Genomic DNA, 15,560 nt, shown 5'->3' with positions numbered 1-15,560 from the left:
TGTTCTTAAATTCATTTAGCAATCAGAGCTTGAAGCTTCCGCCGACTCTGCTCCGGGGGGTAGTGAAGCGCTGCTCCACTTCATTGACGGAGTCTCGCAGCGCCTTGAGGACCTTGCGAACCTCACCTTCGTCCCATTCATACAGCGACCGGTTTGAGAGGTTGCCGATGCGCGCGATCGCTTCGATAGCTTTGTTGGTTCGGCTTTCGGCCAATTGCCGAAACTTGTCGTGCTTGGGTTCATCCATAATCGGCTCTCCTTGGAACGACTGCCGGGCAATCTGGCGCGGCAGGACGGTTGACAGGTAGCCGACCAAGACAAAAATCGCAACAGTATTCGACGAATATTGTTGCGAATGTAGTAATATCTACTTCTCTGATGCGGCAAAATAACTGAATACTGTCCACATTTCAGCACAAAAAATGGTATTGAGGAGCACCGATCTGGATCTCGCGTCGCTTCAAACGTTGGCCTTATACGGAAAAGTATGGCAGAGGAAAGTATGGCAGACACAGTGACAAACCAAGTCAGATCACGGATCATGTCCCGTGTTCGCAACAAGGACACGAAAGCCGAAGTGGCGCTACGTAAAGCGCTTCATGCGATGGGCTTCCGGTACCGGCTGAACCGGCGTGGGCTGCCTGGGACCCCTGACTTGGTTTTTCCCCGGCTCGGTGCAATCCTGTTCGTGCATGGGTGCTTCTGGCACCGGCACTCGGGCTGCCGCCGAGCGACGACACCTTCCAGCAATGTTGAATTCTGGGCAGAGAAGTTCACGCGCAACGTCACGCGCGATGCCCGGAACATCGCTGACTTGCGGGCGCTCGGTTGGCGCGTAGGGGTGGTTTGGGAGTGCGAGGTTCTAGGCGACTCACCTGATCGGCTCCTTCCGCGCATCGCGACTTTCTTGCGCGGTGACGACCAGGAATTGCAGTCGGCCAAAGCACATGATCCGGTAGCGGGCCGACGATAGTCTTCGGCTGTCTCCTTTACGAACACTATTCACGGCCAAAACTAGCGAGTGGAGCAAATAGAACTGTGCATGTGAAGCGCTCAGGATTTGCGCGCCTTAATCGCATTGCACCCGCCCCTTCATCTGCCAGCGTTGACAACCTCCGCAGCACACCTGGTCAAATCCCTGATTTCTGTCGAAGATGCGAGACCAGATAACATGGAGCACCATATTGACCGACTACTACAACCACCACGCCATCACCTTCATCGCAGCTACGCGCGATGTCGACATGTCGGACGCGCAGGGTCGGTTTCTGGCGGCAGTCCCATCACTACCAGACGGGCCGGCACGCATCCTAGATGCAGGATCGGGGTCAGGCCGTGATGCGCTGACTTACCGGATCTTGGGCTTTGACGTCTCGGCCTTCGATGCCTCGCCGGTCATGGTTGCTGCCACGCAGGCGCATGCGGCTGTGCCGACCCGGTTGAGGCGGTTCGAGGAATTCGTCTGGGAGCATCCGTTTGAGGGCATATGGGCCTGTGCGTCCCTGCTGCATGTGTCCGAGGTCGACCTGCCCAAGGCCATCGACCGACTTGCCGCCCATCTGGTGCCGGGCGGCGCACTTTACCTGTCCTTCAAGCGCGGCACCGGCGAGCGGGTGAAGGACGGACGCCGGTTTACCGACATGACGCCTGAAAGTCTGTCAGCAATCCTGGACGGATGCGGCGCGTTCAACGAACCTGACCTCTGGGAAAGCCGCGATTGTCGCCCGGATCGGACGTCGGAGGTGTGGGTAAATGCAGTGGTGAATAAGACGTGACCGGCGGATCGAGTGTTCCTGCTGAGGGGTCAAGCAACCCTGCCTGCTCTGTATGCGATGCCGCCGCCAGCGCCATCGTAGAATGTGACGCCCATGTTATCCTGATCCGCCACGGCGCAGGCCTTGCTCTCACGCCCCGCCGTCATGTGGCCCGCTGGGGGGAGCTTTCCGCCGGAGAGCAAGCGGCCCTTGCCGCTAGGATCGGACCCGCGCAAGCCCTCCTCGAGACCGAGGGGACGAACGCGCTGGTGACGCTGGTCGAGACTGGCGGCCATGTCCACCTGCGCCTTGATCCGCCATTGGCGGCACCCGGTCCCTTGCCGGGCATGCCCCATGATCGCCCGCTGATCTCGGGCGGTGAAGATGCGCTGCACGCCCATCTGCGCCCCCTGATCGACCGGGCGCGCGCCGTCGATCTGTCGGTATCCTTCCTGATGACCTCCGGCGTGCGGCTGGTCCTGCCGCATCTGCGCGATCTGCTGGACCGTGGCGGCGAGCTGCGGCTCTTGACCGGCGACTATCTGGGCGTGACGGAACCGGCGGCGCTGCGGCTGATTTCCGACCTTGAGGGCGCGCGCAGGCTGCATGTGTTCCAGGCCGCACAGATCCCGTTTCACCCCAAGGCCTGGATGTTCACATTTGCGGGCGACGGCGGGGCGCTGATCGTCGGGTCGTCGAACTTGTCCCGGTCGGCGCTGACAGACGGCATCGAATGGAACCTGCGTCATGTCGATCCGGTCGATCCTGCCCCGCTTCTGGCCGCCCGCGAGGCCTTCGAGGCGCTGCTCGCCCGGCCCGAGGTCACAGAGCTGACGCCCGCCTGGATCGACGCTTACGAGGCACGTCGCATCGCACCCCTGCCCACGGCCAGCGGCGCACCGATAGAAGCCCCGGAAACCGCCCCCACCCCGCACGAGGTTCAGGCCGAGGCGCTGGCAGCCCTGCGCGCGACCCGGGCGAAGGGTTATGGTGCTGGGCTGGTGGTTTTGGCCACGGGCCTTGGCAAGACATTCCTCGCGGCTTTCGACAGCGCGGATGCGGCCCGCATCCTGTTCGTCGCGCATCGCGAGGAAATCCTGACCCAAGCCATGGCCGCCTTCCGCGCTGTCCGGCCTCGCGCCCGGCTTGGGCGCTACTCAGGTGAGGAAAAGGACGCCGAGGCTGACATCGTCTTCGCCTCTGTCCAGACTCTCGCGCGAAATGCGCATCTGACCCGGTTCGATCCGCGGGCCTTTGATTACATCGTCGTCGACGAATTCCACCACGCCGCCGCCGCCACCTATCGGCGGATCATCGACCATTTCCAGCCCGGCTTCCTGCTGGGTCTGACCGCCACGCCCGACCGCAGCGATGGTGGTGATCTGCTGGGCCTTTGCGAAGAAAACCTCGTCTACGAATGCGATCTCTGGTCCGGGATCGACCGGGGGCTGCTGGCCCCCTTCCACTATTTCGGCGTGCCCGATCCGGTCGAGTATTCCCAGATCCCCTGGCGCAGCGGGCGGTTCGACGAGGCCGCGCTGACCGAAGCCGTCGCAACCCAGGCCCGCGCCGAAAACGCGCTCGAGCAGCTTGCCAAGCGCGGCGGTAAAAAGACCATCGGCTTCTGCGTGTCCCGCCGCCATGCCGATTTCATGGCCGATTTCGCGCAAGCGCGCGGCCTGCGCGCCGTCGCGGTCCATTCGGGCGACACCTCCGCCCCTCGGGCCAGCGCGCTGAAGGCGCTAGAGGATGGCGACCTCGACATCGTCTTCGCCGTCGACATGTTCAACGAAGGTGTCGATGTGCCGTCGATCGACACCGTGCTGATGCTGCGCCCGACCGAGAGCCCGGTGATCTGGCTGCAGCAACTGGGCCGTGGATTGCGCCGCTCGGCAGAAAAAACGCATCTGGCCGTCATCGACTATATCGGCAACCACCGGATTTTCCTGACCAAGTTCCGCACGCTTCTCAAGCTGGGCGCAGGTGACGGCGCGCTGCGGTTGGCGCTGGAGCAGCTGACCGACAAGCTGATCCAGTTCCCTGTGGGCTGCGAGGTGACCTATGACCTGCAGGCGCTCGACATACTGCGGTCCCTGATCCGCCAGCCGCGCGACGGCGAGGAACTGGCCGCCTTCTACCGCGATTTCCGCGAGCGCCACGGCACAAGGCCCACCGCGTCGGAGGTGCAGCACGCGGGCTTCAACCCCGGCCGCACGGGGCATGCGGGCTGGCTGGGGTTCGTGGCCGACATGGGTGATCTTTCGGAGGCGCAGCGCAGCGCCTGGACTGCGCATCGCGCGCTTCTGGACGAGATCGAGACGACGCGCATGACCCGCAGCTACAAGATGCTGGTCTTGCGCGCGATGATCGAAGCAGGAGCCTTCCCAGGCCGGATCGCGCTGACCGATCTGGTGGAGCGCGTTGCCCGTCTCGCCCGGCGCAACCCGCAGATAAAGATGGACCTGAGCGTCGACCCTGACGATGCGCCCCGTCTGCGCACGCTTCTGATGCAGCAACCGCTCAAGATCCTGGCCGAGACGGACTGGTTCCAGTTGGGGCCGGGCACGTTCGAGACCACGTTTGCCGAGGGCGAGACCGCGGCCCTCACCGCGCTCGCCTCGGAACTCGTGGACTGGCGGCTCCTGCGATATCTCCAGGCGCGGGATGTGACCTATGACATGCCCGAGGGCACCGGTCTGGCGGAAGCCGCCGAAGGTGCTGCCCCCGCTCCAATAGCCCCAGCCAAGGGTCTTACCCTCTGGCACGAATACCAGCGCGACCAGATCGCGCCGCATTTCGGGGCAGTGTTCAACACGGGGTCTTGGAACGCCGGTATCGTGGTCCTAAAGGGCGTGCGGGCGATGATCCTTCTGGTAACGATGGACAAAGGTAGCATGTCAGTCGGCAGCCACTACGCCGACCAATTCGCGAGTCCCACGCGCTTTGTCTGGCAAACCCAGACCAGCACACGCCGCGACGACATGCGCGGTCGCATCATCTCGGGCGCAGAACCTGGCTGGACGGTTCACCTGTTCCTTCGAAAATCGAAACTGCGCGATGGGCGCGCAGCCCCGTTCCGCTATGCTGGACCGGTGCAATTCGTGGGCTGGGAGGGGGATGCGCCGATAACGGTGCAGTGGGATATTGTTGAGCCAGTGCCGCAACAATTGCGGGAACTGTATGGAGTGACAGAATGATGGCGGGCAGTCACTACGGGCGGGAAGCTGCCGTTCGCTATGGCACTAACTAATGACCGCTATGGGAACGTTGGTTCACGCTGCGCTGTTGGCATAGGTGGGTTGCGCAGAACTATGCCGACCGGAAAACTGGGCGACAGCTTGCTTTACCCAATCACGCCAGAGCTGCAACGTTACGGACCCGTAAAGGCTGATTGGGCAAAGAAATTTTCAATGCTCCACAATCAGTTTTGTGACTGTATTCCCGATTTCCTCACGGATGGGGGCGGCTTCGATTATCTCTTTCTCATGCCTGGCAACATTCAGTTGCTAGGCGGAAAATGGATCAACGAAAGGACAAGAAAATGGCAAGCCCACGCCCTACGAACGGCCCGTCAACAACCGGAAATAAATCTGGTTCTGGCCGGGGAAACAACCCGCCTAAGGGGAAATAAGCAGCCTGTAGCCAGCCGTGCGCAGTATCCCCAAAGGCTGCTGCAAAAGGCTCGGTCACGATAACAATTGAAAGAAATGATTGGGATGGTGGTTGCACCGCCATCCCGTTATCGAGGTGCAAAGTGTATTATTCAAAAGATAAAGAGTTGAATCAGGTGATTGCAGAGGAAGTGAAGTCAGGGGCGCGGTTTGTCTCGGGAAAGAAGCATGCCAAGCTTTTCTTGGCCGGTGGTGGATTGTTGGTATTCTCCCGAACGCCGAGTGATCGACGGGCGTTTCGGAACGTGAAGGCTGAACTATCCAGGATACATCGCCAACAGGCCAAGGTGTGACCGTGTCCGACACTCAGCGGATTGCTCAACTTCCGACTTCACACTCAGCACTCCTCTACGCTGTATCATTGTTTTGCGCGCCCGAATGGCAACACTCAGAACGCCGCCGCTACGCACTCTCGGAGATGCGTTTGGAGAGAGGGGCTGACCGAACGATTGAGTTAATTGACCTGCTTAGGCAGTCGTTGAGACAGGACCAAGCGTCAACTCTTTGGGGAGATGTAGTCGAACAGCTCCTAAGGCTTGGGAATTCCCTGGATGCGCTCGAACTCCACACGCGGACATACTCGGCAACTCCGCAGCAGACGCTTTGCGTGCTTCTAGCGTTCGACGTTATGCCTGCGCTTGGTAGAACCTGGGGGTTTTGGTGCCAGGATGAGGCGCTTTTGCCTCAGATGCCCGAAGACGACCTTTGGTTTTTGCCGCATCAAGATCCTGCGAACCCAGATCGTTTGATTTTGCCAGTCGAGAAAGTGCTCTCATGGTGGTTAGAGAAATTTGACGGCCCATTAGATCGGCTTTGGGGGGAATACGACGACGAAAGACGACGTACGCTCGACAACTGGAAGTCTGGCCGAACAACGCCAGCGCTTTCCAAGATCATGGAGTGGTTCAGTGACGATTATCAGTTTTCACACAAGAGTTCAGACGAAGCTCATCTTTCTACAACGCAGCTTCGCTCGTTGTTGCTTTGGGCACGCGCGATTGAGCAAGCCTACAAGGATCTCGTTGGTTACTTGACGCCAGGTTGCTCACCGAACGACACTGATCCGATACGCAACAAGGCTTTGCAATTGATCGAGCTCTTTAGGTGGAGCCACGAGGCCACTTTGGCCAGCCACGACACTTCGGTAGAACGAGAGAGAACGAAATTCTCTGCCGCCTTCCCTAGGTGGGCAAAGTCCAGCGTTTTCTCGGCCATTGCAGCCAACGAAAACGGTGACTTGCCTGCACCCGAAACCATTGGTCAGTTTTTATCACTAATGTTGATGTCTATGCCGGATGACAACGTTTTGCCTGACCTATTTGAAAACTTGCAGGCCAGGTCACCCAAAATGTGGATGCCCAACCAGGAACGACTTGGAGAGCGAGAAGCAGTTCAAGCAACCATTGAAAACGTGCTCGTGACGTGGGGTGGCGATGATCCCGCGCGTCAGTTCTATGTCGCCTCTGGTCTGGAAAAGCTTCGAAAATTGCCCCGCATTGACGAGTTCGAAGCAGATCTCACCTACTTATGCGCCCTCGACGCACTGTCGTCGGGCAACTTTTACGAAGCGTGTCAGCATGCCGAAAAGGCTCTCGAACTCTGTTTGACGCGGTCCATCGGGCCACTGAAGCTGGATATCGCAAAGCTCAACTTCTCACTGGCTGTTGCTCAGGACGCATTCAAGCGTGCCAGTGCAGAACGAAGTTTTCGAATTCTTTGCAAATCAGTCCAGCCTCGAGATGCAGCTCGCTGGAAACTCGGCGAAGGCCCGATCGATTATTCGATGCGGTTGGCTGCCGCTGATCACGCGGCTTGGTTCTGGGACAACATTGTTCGCCCGTATGAAGGGGTGGAAATCGAAGCGCCGCTGCAAGAAAATTCCGAGATCATTCGCGCGTACGCAGGTTTGCTTTGGTCGGTCGCTTCAGAGGATGAGGTACGCGGGTTCATCAAGCAGTTTCGCCGCAAGTTGAAGCACAAGTTGCGAGATGTGCGTGGCGACACGTTCTTTACTATATCATCAAAGATGGTGGCGGACATCGCGCCGCGGATGAGGCAAATGCCGACATATCCCGGGATTCCCAAAGAACCCTACGAACTTGCCAATTTGATGGCCGCAACGCATTTAAAGCTGGCCAGCTTGTTGCCCAGGGACGTTCTGGAGGCGCGTGACTACCTAAAACAGACTGTGCTGATGTTGGCCGCCGATCGAAACGATGTCGACATGGTAAAGGCACTCGTTGATCGCCTCGTGCATGATCGCATGCGTGACGGAATCAATGCTCAGGATGCGCTTGGCCGTACTGCATTGCATTCAGCAGCCAAAGTTGGAGCCGATCGATGTTTTGAAATTCTTCTTGCCGCGGGCGCGAATCCGACGCTTCAGACTTACACCGGAAAGACACCTGCCCTTTTTGCCGCAGAATTTGGGCGGACCACGATCTTCGAGATGAGACTGAAATGCACGGCGTATGAAATTGGCAGAGATGAGTTAAAAAGAGCATACGAACTGGCGCAGGAATCTGCAGAGAACTTCAAAGCAAAGCGCAAGGATTATGCCATTCAGGGGTATAAGATTGCCGGACGGATAGGTTTTCAAAGGATTGCAGCGTTGGCGTTGGATGCGCTGGGAGAATAGCCGTAAGCATCTCGTTTGCTGACAGGACCTTATAGGGGCAGTTTAAGAAACATTTCCCGCGAACTGCAGCGGGCTGTACTTCGAGCTTAAAACCGACTTCAGCCGCGACAATCGCTGATGTCCGCAAAGGGCCGTCTCTGGCCATTGCATGATCTTGTCAATGTCAGACGGGCCAAAGCGCTTGGGCATCTTTAGTTGGCTTCTTGAAGTCGTTCAGGTTTCGTTTGGCGCTATCGCCAACACACGCCTCGTAGACGCTTTCTCTTTTGTTGGCACCCCAGCTCGCAGCGCGCGCTGCGAAGTGACTCGACTCACTATGCCTTTCCCAAGTGACGACCTTAACCTTCTTGCCGTCAGATAGCGTTTTGAGCTGTCGCTCGAAGGTCAAAAGCGTGTCTGACCGGCGCCCGTGTGCGTCAAGGTAGTGATAGTGATATCCCCAGTGTCCGTGGTTTTCCCTCTTAAGAAGTTCCTTGAGGCTAGGGATGGTCAGGAAGAGGGCGACAACGTTTTCGGGTAGATCGGGAGCCACGACGACACGTAGAATTGGCTCAAGGTTTCCCCGCAGGAAGGGTATGAGCGGCCCGCGAATTTCTTCTGCTCCCAATGACCAGCGATCATCATAAACAATTGCGAAGTTCTTTTGCCATGTCCGCAAATCAAGATCTTCTTGCCTCATGGCGCTTTGCAAGTTGCCGACAAGGTCGTCGATTTCGCGAAGCAGTCCACTAAACTCTACTTCGAGGTTTTCTCGGGTAGAAACCTCGCGTCCAGCGTAACTGAGTTCTCGCAGTCTTTCGCGCTTCGAGACGATACCGCTAATGCAGCCCTTGACTTTGTCTCGTCCGACAAAGCCCACCAGTAGATGTTCCTGCTCAGGATTGAAGTTAATCTGGCTCAAATATCATAGCCCAAGTCTGGTTAGGGGATGTGTCTACCACAACTGTATAACCTCTATTCGCTTCATGCCCGATGCGGCCAGCATATTTTTTGACGGAAAAGCGCAGGCAAGCCACGGAGGCTCTATCGGCGGCTTGGCGAGCGCTAACAACTTCAACCGCCTGAAAATGCTGCGCCATGAACGAATGGCCGGTCTGGTGAGGCTGCGCCGCAGCAAAGGCATCTGGGATGAACGTCAGGATAGGGCCGGTCGCGCCAAAGACAAAACACAAATCCAGTTTCCTTGCTCGAGCTATTCCGCAGCAAAAAGCGTGGGCACGCCGGACACATCCACTTCCCGAGAGGCATGCCAAGCGTCATAGGCACCCTGCATCCTGATCCAGAACAGCGGTTCGTTCCCGAACAGCTTTGCCAGGCGCACGGCGACCTCTGGGCTGACCGGTTTGCGCTCCGCCACGACATCATGCAGATGCTGGCGCGAGATGCCCAGCAGCCGCGCGATCTCTGTCTTGGATTTGCCCGTCTCGGGGATCACGTCCTCTCGGAGCAATTCGCCCGGATGCGTCGGGCAGCGGTCGGGGTTGCGGCTCATGCTCGCCTCCTAGTGGTATTGCTCGAAATCCAGCACATAGGCGTCGCCATCTCTGAACTCGAACGTGATGCACCATGGCCCGTTCACATGGACCGTATAGCGCGTGGGGTTGTGACCTCGCAGCGCGTGAAAGTCGAAACCGGGAAGGTTCATGTCCTCGGGCGCGGTGGCGGCATCCAGGGCATCGAGCCGCCGCAGGATACGCTTGTGAAACCGCGCGTCGATCTTGGACTTCCCCGTTTCCCAGAGGGCCTTCAGTTGCTTGTTCGTGAACGTCTTTATCATTTCTTTATGTAGTCTATCTGCTTACATATGTCAATAGATCGCTTACAGTGAGATTGCAGGCGTGAACGCACTTCCGTACCCACCGAAAAGCGAATCGTCATGTGGTCAATGGAGGTGATTTGCTGCTCGGTCTTCCAGAAAGGTCTCAAAGGTGCAACTCTCGAGGATCGATGCGCTGGACGTGAGCGGGCGCCTTAGTATCGCGTCCAGGACCGCCGCAGCCCCGGCAATCATCACTGCAGGAGCGAACCAAGCCATTGAACTGACACCGAGACTGGCCGGCCAGAACAGGTACTGCAGCACTGGGACAGACAGGAAGGGGAGCGCCGCAAGAAGTAGTCCGCGCAGAGGCTTCATCTTGCGCTCGAAAGTTTCTGCCAGCGCTGCATGGTTGGCATGAAGATCGCGCTCCCATGCCAAGTACTCGTCTTCCAGCTGGCCGCGCAGAAAGTGGCCGCATCGGCAGTATTCGCGGGAGAGGTACTCGATCTTCCCACATGATGCGCAACAGATCGCATTCATGTTCTTGGCGTTGGGCCGGACCTCGCTCTGCCGCGCAGGCTCCCCCGCCTCTGACTGCGCCTCGCCAGTTGGGACCAGTCCCTCCCGCTCGAGGAAATCGTCTACTCTATGGGAAACTGACACCTTACGGGGTTTCAGAACGTGGACATCTGCAGGAAAGGTCGTGTCGCGAATGCTGTGGAAATTTCCTGGCGGCCATCTCCGGGCATGTGATCTTTCGGTTTCTCAGGCGGCGAGGTCAAGAGGCATGGGTTCGAGGGGCTGAGACAAGGTTTCCCAGCCATCGACCTTGCGCATCTGGATCTGGCCGGAGGCGAGCAGCGCCCAGAGCAGCATGGGCACGGTCTCTGCGCAGGGCAGCACGGTCTGGGTCTTGATGCGGCGGCGGAATTCCCCGTTCAGGCGCTCGATGGCGTTGGTGGTCCGGGCCGATTTCCATTGTGACGGGTCGAGGCGGGTGAAGGTGAAGAGCCGATCTCCGGCTTCCTCCAGACTGTCAGCGACCGCACGGCACTTTAGCCGCCATTTGCGCAGGAAGGCCTTTCGGCGCGTCTCAATCTCGGCCGCGGTGTCGGCATAGATCATGTCGCGGTAGTCCTCGGTCAACTCGTCGTGGAGGTGCTTCGGGGCATGGGCCAGGAGGTTGCGATGCTTGTGAACCGTGCAGCGCTGGATCGGCAGGTCCTCGCCCCACAGCGCCACGAGGGCGGCCTCCAGTCCCGGGGCGCCGTCGACGATCACGAATTCGGGCCGCTTCAAGCCCCGTGCATCGAGGTCATCGAGGAACTGCCGCCATGCGGCCTTGCTCTCCCCGCCCATATTCCTGATGGAAAGCAGCACCTTCTGACCATCGCGGCGCACCCCGATTGCGGCCAGCACCGAGATGTTCGTGGCTTTCCGGTCCAGCCGGGTCTTGATCACGGTGCCATCGAGGATCAGCCGGACGATATCCTCGTCGGCCAAGTTACGCGCGGACCAGGCGTCCCAGTCGACCTTCACCTTGCGCCAGGCACGGCTGACCACGTCCTTGCTGACGGCACCCTCGAACAGCCCGAACAGCGCTCGCTTGACGCGCCGGGTGTTCGTACCTGCGAGATAGACCGCTGCGATGAGGGCCTCGGCCTTCTTCGTCAGCCGCTGGTATCGGGGCAGCGCTTTCGACCGCCACTCCGTTACCTTGCCTGTCTCATCTGCAACGCGGGCGCGAGGCACGATGACCGTCTCAGTCCCGAAGGTGCCGGTGAGTTGCCGTTCTCGGTGCCCGTGGCGATACCCTTTCGTGACTCCATCGCCCCGGTCATAGCGAAGACGGCCGAGGAAGCTGGCAAGCTCCTCCTCGAACACGGCTTCGATGGTCGCACGGACGTTCGCCCGCAACCGATCCTCGATCGGGTCAAACCCGGCCTCATGGGCCAGTAGCGCAAAGCTCGCAGTGTCGGTAATCTGGTTCATGGCGTGATCTCCCTGGCGGTTGCAGCCGCCGGTTGGGTGGGTGTCAGTTCACCCGGAGATTACGCCGCCCTCGAATTTCCACCAACTCCGAGACACGACCGCAGGAAATGAAAAAGTACTGTCAGACACTAGGCAACCAGCCCCAGAACGCTGTCGATACGCCTTGTGTCTGGCGCATGGTCTGCGCCGCCCAAGGCATCGGTGTTGAGAAATTCGGAGAAGAGGAAGTCGATGGCATCCCACTTCTTTTCAGGCGTTACGCTCAGGCCGCGCTCCGAAATGCGGTGTTCAACCGCCAGTCCGATCTTGCGGTAGGCTTGGGTGATCTCGTCGTGTCGCCGACTTTTCCCGTGCTCGGTGTCACCCTCCAGAATCCATAGCGGATCGACGTCGAACTCCTGAAAGACCCGCAACAGCAGCGTGCCGGTGATGTCTCGCTCACCGCGTTCATAGTACTGATAAGCGCTGCGGCTGATGTCTAGCCGCTGTGCCATCGCCTCCTGGGAGAGGTTCGCCATGCTGCGCACCGCCGCAAGACGACTCCCTAAGCCTGTGACGGTCATTATCAACCCTCTTACTGGTTGCATTGACCACAATCTTGGTTATATGTGCCTACAAGAACCATAAATCGTGGCGATGCGCTCGTTTTGTCCGAATCCAGCGTACTTTTGTTTCGTTCTGAATGCAAAACGGAATTCTTCGCATCGATTTGTGAGCAGATCGCAGACGAGGTGACGCATGACCAAACTTCTAGAGACACCCAAGGAACTGGCGGACCGCGTTGGCATCCCGGTGACCAACATCCGCTACTTGATCCGTGAAGATATGCTGGATCACATCTTCACCGCCCCCGGCAAACGCAATCCGAAGATCCCGAGCGGGGCATGGGAGAAGTATGTCTCGCAGTTCACCGTCACAGCAGAACGCAAGGCCGCCCGTGGCGGCCGGAAGGGGTGAGGCGATGATGAACACCGAACACGCAGAGCAGTCCCAGATCCTCACCATCGGCAAGACGCCTGCTCAGTGGGTCGAGATCATGGCCACGCACGGGATCGAGATTTCCGAGCGGACCCTGCGCGAGAAGGCCAACGACACTGGCGCGTTCTTCCGGCTGGGGCGGACCATGCTGATCACGCCCGCCCAAATTGACACCATCTTCGAGGAAGGACAGGCATGCCGCTCGAAATCTACAAGCGTGGCTCCGTCTTCTGGGTCAAGGGCTGGGTCGAATACAATGGCCGACCGATCGCCGGTCCATACCGCCAAAGCACGCGAGCGACTACTGAAGCTGGCGCGCGGGACTGGATAAACGACGAGACGCAGCTGCAGATCCGCAGGCACCTTGTCGGAGAAGAGCATAGCCTGCGGTTCGCCGATGCGGTCAATTTCTACCCGGCAACCGCCAAGGACGCGCGGCAACTTCTGCCGATCCTCGACCAGATCGGGGATATGCCGCTGGGAGCAATCACAGGCGCACTGCTGAAAAGCCTTGGTCGCAAGCTGAAGCCCAATGCCTGCACCGATACCTGGTGGCGTGAGATCGTGACCCCGGCGCGGGCGGTCATCAACCATGCGCATGAGCACAAGGGGACGCCGCATCTGACGGTCAAGCGCTACGACAAGTTCGAGCGGATCGCGCAGGACGAGCGCCGTGGCAAAACGAGCCGGGTCGAACGCACCCCGGCGACACGCGACTGGATCGAGGCGTTTTGCGCTGAGGCTGATCCTTACAACGCGGCCTTGGCCCGTTTCATGTTTGAGACAGCAGCCCGGATCGACCAAGCGATATCGATCGAGCCGAGCGATCTGAGACCGGCTTCATGCCAAGTGAAGATCAAGGCACAGAAGGGTCACCCCGAAGGGTGGATCACCGTCTCGCCGCAGATGATGGCCGAGCTGGTCGCGTTGAAGGCCAAGCGGCCAAAGAACCTCAAGACTGGGCAAGTGCTGTCGCCGCGCGTTTTCGGATACGGAAGCTCGACCGGCTACAACAATCGCTGGAAAACGATCTGCAAGCGCGCGGGCATCCCTTACCTGTCCGCCCACCGCGCCGGGCGGCACGGGTTCTACACCGAACTGGTGGTGCGGCAGGGGGTCGATCCCGTCACGGCGGCCAAGGCGGGGCGGTGGTCAGACGCCACATTACCGATGCGAATTTACGCCCATGCAGAGACGGACGAGGCTGCAGTCAGGGCGCGGTTTCGTACAAGCCATGTACAGACGACCCCGGTTAAGAAGCGTAAGCACAGAAAAACAAAGAAGGATCAGGAAAATGAATGAATCCCTCCTAAGGGGCAGGTTGCAGGTTCGAATCCTGCCGGGGTCACCAAAAAAATCAAGGCAGCGACGGTCTTGCTAGACATCCGCCACGCGCCCCGCAAGAGTGACAGCTCGTAAGAAAAGAACGGCATTGTCTTGGCCATGCGTCGCTTTGGCCAAGCGCGAACGATGGTCAATCTTCGACAAGCGTGATGTCGTCGCCCGCTTTACCGGTTCCTGGTTTCGCGGGGTCGCCTACACCTACGTTGCGGCGCGCGCGAGGGCGGAAGGCTCTCCGCCCGGCCAAACACTGTTTAATTGAGAAACATTGCAGGAAAGAACTGGGTTAGATATCGCATTGACAGAGTGCTATGGTCAAAACGGACCGCCGCTTTCGTGTCAATCGCACAGGCTTTCCCGTTTCTGCATCGCGAAAACGGATAGACATAGGGCCGTTGCCCACGCTCTTTGGGTTTTGTGCGCCCTCTTTCCCGTTCAAAGAAGGGTAGATCACCTGCATTTTTAATGATTGATACTGCGGCATCAGACCCAACTGCGCGACCAGATCGCGGGCCGCACTCGGAAAGGGCCGACATGACGCGCTGGCACATGTTTCTTATGACCGCTCTGGCGATGGTGGCATTCGCGGCCAATTCGGTGCTGAACCGACTTGCCTTGGCCGATGGCACGATTGACGCGCTGGCCTATAGCGGCCTGCGGCTGGCAGCCGGGGCAATTGCCTTATGGGCAATCCTTGCCTTGCGCGGCGCCGCGCGGCCGGGTGCAGGGTTGGGTGGCACTTGGAGCGGCGCAGCCGCCTTGGCTGCTTACGCAATCGGCTTTTCGCTGGCGTATGTGCAGCTTGACGCAGGCTTGGGCGCGCTGGTGCTGTTTACATCGGTCCAGATCGGGATTCTGCTCTGGGCGCGCGTGAAGGGCGAGCGCCCCGGCAGGCTTGAAATGGCAGGCTTCGCGCTGGCACTGCTTGCGCTTGCGCTGCTGTTGCGGCCCGCGACCGACGCGCCTGCCCCCGCGTCTGTGGCGCTGATGGTGCTGGCCGGGCTGGCATGGGCGGCGTATACCCTGATCGGGCGCGGATCGTCGCAGCCCTTGCGCGACACGGCGGGCAATTTCATGCGCTGCGCCCCGCTCGGCGTGGTGCTGGCCGCGCCAGCCGTTTGGGCGAACGCGATCTCGCCCCTTGGCTGGGCCTATGCGATTGCCTCGGGGGCGCTGGCATCCGGGATTGGCTATGCAATATGGTATGCAGTGCTGCCCGCCCTGACGCGCAGCACTGCCGCTTATGTGCAGCTTTCGGTTCCCGCAATCGCGGCAATTGGCGGTGCGCTATTCATCGCAGAGCCCTTGACGATAAGAATGGCAATATGCGCGGCGGGCATTCTGGGGGGCGTCGCTTTGGCGCTGCGCGGAGCAGAGGCACGACGACGCCAATCTGCATAGCGCAAAAACAATGACCCACGGTTAAG

General features: G+C 59.3%; 15 protein-coding genes. 8 read left to right on the top strand and 7 right to left on the bottom strand.

The window, feature by feature from the left end; translation table 11 throughout:
* Positions 1–22 precede the first annotated feature (22 nt).
* A complete protein-coding gene (locus tag AWT76_RS06275) occupies positions 23–247 on the bottom strand; it encodes a hypothetical protein (protein WP_072247530.1) in 225 nt (74 codons plus the stop codon).
* Between the two features lie 240 nt (positions 248–487).
* Here AWT76_RS06275 and AWT76_RS06270 point away from each other — a divergent pair, with 240 nt between their 5' ends.
* The 5 genes from AWT76_RS06270 (at position 488) to AWT76_RS06245 (ending at position 8,063) form a co-directional block, all read left to right on the top strand.
* Positions 488–973, top strand: coding sequence for a very short patch repair endonuclease (locus AWT76_RS06270; RefSeq protein WP_342667161.1), 486 nt, complete (start codon positions 488–490; stop codon positions 971–973).
* 211 nt (positions 974–1,184) lie between these two features.
* The gene (locus AWT76_RS06265) at positions 1,185–1,775 is read left to right on the top strand and encodes a class I SAM-dependent methyltransferase (RefSeq protein ID WP_176699352.1); all 591 of its coding nucleotides are present in this window, start codon (positions 1,185–1,187) and stop codon (positions 1,773–1,775) included.
* The gene (locus AWT76_RS06255; RefSeq protein WP_141655897.1) at positions 1,772–4,951 is read left to right on the top strand and encodes a DUF3427 domain-containing protein; all 3,180 of its coding nucleotides are present in this window, start codon (positions 1,772–1,774) and stop codon (positions 4,949–4,951) included. Before AWT76_RS06265 ends, AWT76_RS06255 begins: the two co-directional genes overlap by 4 nt.
* A gap of 114 nt (positions 4,952–5,065) precedes the next feature.
* Positions 5,066–5,449, top strand: a complete 384-nt coding sequence (locus AWT76_RS16910) for a hypothetical protein (RefSeq protein ID WP_176699351.1) — start codon at positions 5,066–5,068, stop codon at positions 5,447–5,449.
* 664 nt (positions 5,450–6,113) lie between these two features.
* The gene (locus AWT76_RS06245; protein WP_176699350.1) at positions 6,114–8,063 is read left to right on the top strand and encodes an ankyrin repeat domain-containing protein; all 1,950 of its coding nucleotides are present in this window, start codon (positions 6,114–6,116) and stop codon (positions 8,061–8,063) included.
* Positions 8,064–8,226: 163 nt separating this feature from the next.
* Here the strand turns inward: AWT76_RS06245 and AWT76_RS06240 are convergent, their stop codons facing one another.
* The 6 genes from AWT76_RS06240 to AWT76_RS06210 form a co-directional block, all read right to left on the bottom strand.
* Positions 8,227–8,964 (bottom strand): hypothetical protein, encoded by a 738-nt coding sequence (locus AWT76_RS06240; RefSeq protein ID WP_141655895.1) that lies wholly within the window; start codon positions 8,962–8,964, stop codon positions 8,227–8,229.
* A gap of 291 nt (positions 8,965–9,255) precedes the next feature.
* Positions 9,256–9,555: a HigA family addiction module antitoxin gene (locus tag AWT76_RS06230; RefSeq protein ID WP_072245582.1), complete on the bottom strand. Its 300-nt coding sequence runs from the start codon at positions 9,553–9,555 to the stop codon at positions 9,256–9,258.
* A 9-nt stretch (positions 9,556–9,564) separates the two neighbouring features.
* Entirely contained in the window at positions 9,565–9,840 is a 276-nt protein-coding gene (locus AWT76_RS06225; RefSeq protein ID WP_072245581.1) for a type II toxin-antitoxin system RelE/ParE family toxin, read from the bottom strand.
* Between the two features lie 105 nt (positions 9,841–9,945).
* Entirely contained in the window at positions 9,946–10,362 is a 417-nt protein-coding gene (locus tag AWT76_RS06220; protein WP_176699349.1) for a hypothetical protein, read from the bottom strand.
* Between the two features lie 225 nt (positions 10,363–10,587).
* Complete coding sequence (locus AWT76_RS06215; RefSeq protein ID WP_072245038.1) at positions 10,588–11,814, bottom strand: IS256 family transposase; 1,227 nt, start codon at positions 11,812–11,814, stop codon at positions 10,588–10,590.
* A gap of 128 nt (positions 11,815–11,942) precedes the next feature.
* Positions 11,943–12,377, bottom strand: coding sequence for a helix-turn-helix domain-containing protein (locus AWT76_RS06210; RefSeq protein WP_072245579.1), 435 nt, complete (start codon positions 12,375–12,377; stop codon positions 11,943–11,945).
* A 175-nt stretch (positions 12,378–12,552) separates the two neighbouring features.
* On the opposite strand from AWT76_RS06210, the gene AWT76_RS06205 reads away from it, so the two are divergent.
* The 3 genes from AWT76_RS06205 (at position 12,553) to AWT76_RS06195 (ending at position 15,534) form a co-directional block, all read left to right on the top strand.
* Positions 12,553–12,771, top strand: coding sequence for a hypothetical protein (locus AWT76_RS06205; protein ID WP_072245578.1), 219 nt, complete (start codon positions 12,553–12,555; stop codon positions 12,769–12,771).
* 216 nt (positions 12,772–12,987) lie between these two features.
* Complete coding sequence (locus AWT76_RS06200; protein ID WP_072245577.1) at positions 12,988–14,094, top strand: tyrosine-type recombinase/integrase; 1,107 nt, start codon at positions 12,988–12,990, stop codon at positions 14,092–14,094.
* A 573-nt stretch (positions 14,095–14,667) separates the two neighbouring features.
* Positions 14,668–15,534, top strand: coding sequence for a DMT family transporter (locus tag AWT76_RS06195; protein ID WP_072245576.1), 867 nt, complete (start codon positions 14,668–14,670; stop codon positions 15,532–15,534).
* Positions 15,535–15,560: the final 26 nt, after the last annotated feature.

Source organism: Roseibaca calidilacus (assembly GCF_001517585.1).
In the GTDB taxonomy this organism is placed as follows: Bacteria; Pseudomonadota; Alphaproteobacteria; order Rhodobacterales; family Rhodobacteraceae; genus Roseinatronobacter; species Roseinatronobacter calidilacus.
This window is presented reverse-complemented; position numbering and strand designations above follow the sequence as displayed.